Source organism: Rothia sp. HMSC069C04 (genome assembly GCF_001812895.1).
Lineage (GTDB): Bacteria > Actinomycetota > Actinomycetes > Actinomycetales > Micrococcaceae > Rothia.
Genome location: NZ_KV810708.1, coordinates 1 through 4,958 on the forward strand (window position 1 = coordinate 1; position 4,958 = coordinate 4,958).

Annotated in this window: 2 rRNA genes; both read left to right on the plus strand. The window is 52.7% G+C overall.

What is annotated here, in order from left to right:
* The first annotated feature begins 144 nt into the window (after positions 1 to 144).
* Positions 145 to 1,671, plus strand: a 16S ribosomal RNA gene (locus HMPREF2879_RS00655).
* Positions 1,672 to 1,974: 303 nt separating this feature from the next.
* A 23S ribosomal RNA gene (locus HMPREF2879_RS00665) occupies positions 1,975 to 4,958 on the plus strand; the annotation flags it as partial.

A 4,958-nucleotide genomic window follows, 5' to 3' on the forward strand; every position in this document is an offset into this window, starting at 1 on the left:
AATGGTGATGGAAACTGAAACTAATACCAAATATTTATTGATATTTGATAATCATCAAATGGTTTCAAATTTAGTCAGCTTGAGTCACGCACCCCCGTGTGTGATTCGCTGTTTGAGATCAGATTATCAAGCTTTTCTATTTTTTCAACGGAGAGTTTGATTCTGGCTCAGGACGAACGCTGGCGGCGTGCTTAACACATGCAAGTCGAACGATGAAGCCTAGCTTGCTAGGTGGATTAGTGGCGAACGGGTGAGTAATACGTGAGTAACCTACCTTTAACTCTGGGATAAGCCCGGGAAACTGGGTCTAATACCGGATACGACCAATCTCCGCATGGGGTGTTGGTGGAAAGCGTTATGTAGTGGTTATAGATGGGCTCACGGCCTATCAGCTTGTTGGTGAGGTAACGGCTCACCAAGGCGACGACGGGTAGCCGGCCTGAGAGGGTGACCGGCCACACTGGGACTGAGACACGGCCCAGACTCCTACGGGAGGCAGCAGTGGGGAATATTGCACAATGGGCGCAAGCCTGATGCAGCGACGCCGCGTGAGGGATGACGGCCTTCGGGTTGTAAACCTCTGTTAGCAGGGAAGAAGAGAGATTGACGGTACCTGCAGAGAAAGCGCCGGCTAACTACGTGCCAGCAGCCGCGGTAATACGTAGGGCGCGAGCGTTGTCCGGAATTATTGGGCGTAAAGAGCTTGTAGGCGGTTTGTCGCGTCTGCTGTGAAAGGCCGGGGCTTAACCCCGTGTATTGCAGTGGGTACGGGCAGACTAGAGTGCAGTAGGGGAGACTGGAATTCCTGGTGTAGCGGTGGAATGCGCAGATATCAGGAGGAACACCGATGGCGAAGGCAGGTCTCTGGGCTGTAACTGACGCTGAGAAGCGAAAGCATGGGGAGCGAACAGGATTAGATACCCTGGTAGTCCATGCCGTAAACGTTGGGCACTAGGTGTGGGGGACATTCCACGTTTTCCGCGCCGTAGCTAACGCATTAAGTGCCCCGCCTGGGGAGTACGGCCGCAAGGCTAAAACTCAAAGAAATTGACGGGGGCCCGCACAAGCGGCGGAGCATGCGGATTAATTCGATGCAACGCGAAGAACCTTACCAAGGCTTGACATATACTGGACCGCATCAGAGATGGTGTTTCCCTTCGGGGCTGGTATACAGGTGGTGCATGGTTGTCGTCAGCTCGTGTCGTGAGATGTTGGGTTAAGTCCCGCAACGAGCGCAACCCTCGTTCTATGTTGCCAGCACGTTATGGTGGGGACTCATAGGAGACTGCCGGGGTCAACTCGGAGGAAGGTGGGGATGACGTCAAATCATCATGCCCCTTATGTCTTGGGCTTCACGCATGCTACAATGGCCGGTACAGAGGGTTGCGATACTGTGAGGTGGAGCTAATCCCTAAAAGCCGGTCTCAGTTCGGATTGGGGTCTGCAACTCGACCCCATGAAGTCGGAGTCGCTAGTAATCGCAGATCAGCAACGCTGCGGTGAATACGTTCCCGGGCCTTGTACACACCGCCCGTCAAGTCACGAAAGTTGGTAACACCCAAAGCCGGTGGCCTAACCTTTTGGAGGGAGCCGTCTAAGGTGGGATTGGCGATTGGGACTAAGTCGTAACAAGGTAGCCGTACCGGAAGGTGCGGCTGGATCACCTCCTTTCTAAGGAGCACATTTAGTTGGCCATGCTACCCGCGAGTGTCGGGTGGGTGGTTTTGCTCATGGGTGGAATGTTGGTTTTGGGTTGGATGAGGCGCATTGTTGGGTTTTGGGGTAACACGTGTGTGTTGTTCCTTTGTTTGCCTGGCATGGTGATGATGCAAGTGTTTTTGTTTGTGTTGTTGTTGTGTTGTGGGTTGTTGTTTGAGAACTATATAGTGGACGCGAGCATCTTCTGGAATTTGCGTTGAATCAACGTTGTGTTGGTTTGATTGTTGATTTTAGATTCTTATTTTTCTTGATTGTGTGTAAGTTATTAAGGGCACACGGTGGATGCCTTGGCATTAAGAGCCGATGAAGGACGTGTGAATCTGCGATAAGCCTCGGGGAGCCGATAACTGGGCTGTGATCCGAGGATTTCCGAATGGGGAAACCTGGCTCATCTTCATGGTGAGTTACCGCCAGCTGAATGTATAGGCTGGTTGGGGGGAACGCGGGGAAGTGAAACATCTCAGTACCCGCAGGAAGAGAAAATAAAGTAATGATTCTGTGAGTAGTGGCGAGCGAAAGCGGAAGAGACTAAACCTGTGGTGTGTGATAGCGGTTAGGCGTTGCATCATGGGGGTTGTGGGAGTCACAGTGGCAGTTCTAACTGGCTGCCGGCATGATGTTCAGGATGGTAGGTGAACGACTTGGAATGGTCGGCCGTAGAGGGTGAGAGTCCCGTAATCGAAATTGTTCTGTCCGTGGTGTGGCCACCCGAGTAGCACGGGGCTCGTGGAATCTCGTGTGAATCTGCCAGGACCACCTGGTAAGTCTAAATACTTCTTAATGACCGATAGTGAATCAGTACCGTGAGGGAATGGTGAAAAGTACCCCGGGAGGGGAGTGAAATAGTACCTGAAACCGTGTGCTTACAAGCCGTTGGAGCCTTTTGGGGTGACAGCGTGCCTTTTGAAGAATGAGCCTGCGAGTTAGTGTTATGTCGCGAGGTTAACCCGTGTGGGGTATCCGTAGCGAAAGCGAGTCTGAATAGGGCGTTTGAGTGGCATGACCTAGACCCGAAGCGGAGTGATCTATCCATGGCCAGGTTGAAGCGACGGTAAGACGTCGTGGAGGACCGAACCCACTTCAGTTGAAAATGGAGGGGATGAGCTGTGGATAGGGGTGAAAGGCCAATCAAACTCTGTGATAGCTGGTTCTCCCCGAAATGCATTTAGGTGCAGCGTTACGTGTTTCTTGCCGGAGGTAGAGCTACTGGATGGCCGATGGGCCTTCACGGGTTACTGACGTCAGCTAAACTCCGAATGCCGGTAAGTGAGAGCGTAGCAGTGAGACAGTGGGGGATAAGCTTCATTGTCGAGAGGGAAACAGCCCAGACCACCAACTAAGGCCCCTAAGCGTGTGCTAAGTGGGAAAGGATGTGGAGTTGCTTAGACAACCAGGAGGTTGGCTTAGAAGCAGCCATCCTTGAAAGAGTGCGTAACAGCTCACTGGTCAAGTGATTCTGCGCCGATAATGTAGCGGGGCTCAAGTACACCGCCGAAGTTGTGGCAATGATCTTTTTGGATTGTTGGGTAGGGGAGCGTCGTGTGGCCGTTGAAGCTGCGGTGTAAACCAGTGGTGGAGGCTATGCGAGTGAGAATGCAGGCATGAGTAGCGAAAGATGAGTGAGAAACTCATCCGCCGGATGATCAAGGGTTCCAGGGTCAAGTTAATCTGCCCTGGGTTAGTCGGGGCCTAAGGCGAGGCCGACAGGCGTAGTCGATGGATAACGGGTTGATATTCCCGTACCGGTGAAAAACCGCCCATACTGATATTGTGATGCTAACCATGCGAAGCATGATGTGCAGGCTTTTGTTTGTGTGTTGTGTGGGTTGTGGGACCCGATCTTTGGAGGTAAACGTGTTAACAGGTGTGACGCAGGAAGGTAGCCAAGCCACGCGATGGTTGTCGTGGTCTAAGCGTGTAGGGTTGTCGGTTGTTAAATGCGCCGGCTGTGTGCCTGAGACGTGATGGGACCCCGTTTTTGGGGGATTTGGTGATCCTATGCTGCCGAGAAAAGCATCGGCGTGAGGTTTTAGCCGCCCGTACCCTAAACCGACACAGGTGATCAGGTAGAGAATACTAAGGCGATCGAGAGAATCATGGTTAAGGAACTCGGCAAAATGCCCCCGTAACTTCGGGAGAAGGGGGACCTTGAGCGTGATGGGCACTTGCTGCCTGGAGCGTGTATGGGTCGCAGAGACCAGGGGGAAGCGACTGTTTATCAAAAACACAGGTCCGTGCGAAGTCGTAAGACGATGTATACGGACTGACTCCTGCCCGGTGCTGGAAGGTTAAGAGGATTGGTTAGCCTTTTTTGGGCGAAGCTGAGAATTTAAGCCCCAGTAAACGGCGGTGGTAACTATAACCATCCTAAGGTAGCGAAATTCCTTGTCGGGTAAGTTCCGACCTGCACGAATGGAGTAACGACTTCCCTACTGTCTCAACCATGAACTCGGCGAAATTGCAGTACGAGTAAAGATGCTCGTTTCGCGCAGCAGGACGGAAAGACCCCGTGACCTTTACTATAGTTTGGTATTGGTGTTTGGTTTGGCTTGTGTAGGATAGGTGGGAGACTGTGAAGCATGGACGCTAGTTTGTGTGGAGTCGTTGTTGAAATACCACTCTGGTCAATCTGGATGTCTAACTTCGGGCCATGATCTGGTTCAGGGACAGTGCCTGATGGGTAGTTTAACTGGGGCGGTTGCCTCCTAAAGTGTAACGGAGGCGCCCAAAGGTTCCCTCAGCCTGGTTGGCAATCAGGTGTTGAGTGTAAGTGCACAAGGGAGCTTGACTGTGAGACTGGCAGGTCGAGCAGGGACGAAAGTCGGGACTAGTGATCCGGCGGTACGTTGTGGAACGGCCGTCGCTCAACGGATAAAAGGTACCTCGGGGATAACAGGCTGATCTTGCCCAAGAGTCCATATCGACGGCATGGTTTGGCACCTCGATGTCGGCTCGTCGCATCCTGGGGCTGGAGTCGGTCCCAAGGGTTGGGCTGTTCGCCCATTAAAGCGGTACGCGAGCTGGGTTCAGAACGTCGTGAGACAGTTCGGTCCCTATCCGCTGCGCGCGTTGGAAATTTGAGAAAGGCTGTCCTTAGTACGAGAGGACCGGGACGGACGAACCTCTGGTATGTCAGTTGTACCGCCAGGTGCATGGCTGATTGGCTACGTTCGGGAGGGATAACCGCTGAAAGCATCTAAGCGGGAAGCCTGTTTCGAGATGAGATTTCCTGGCACTTT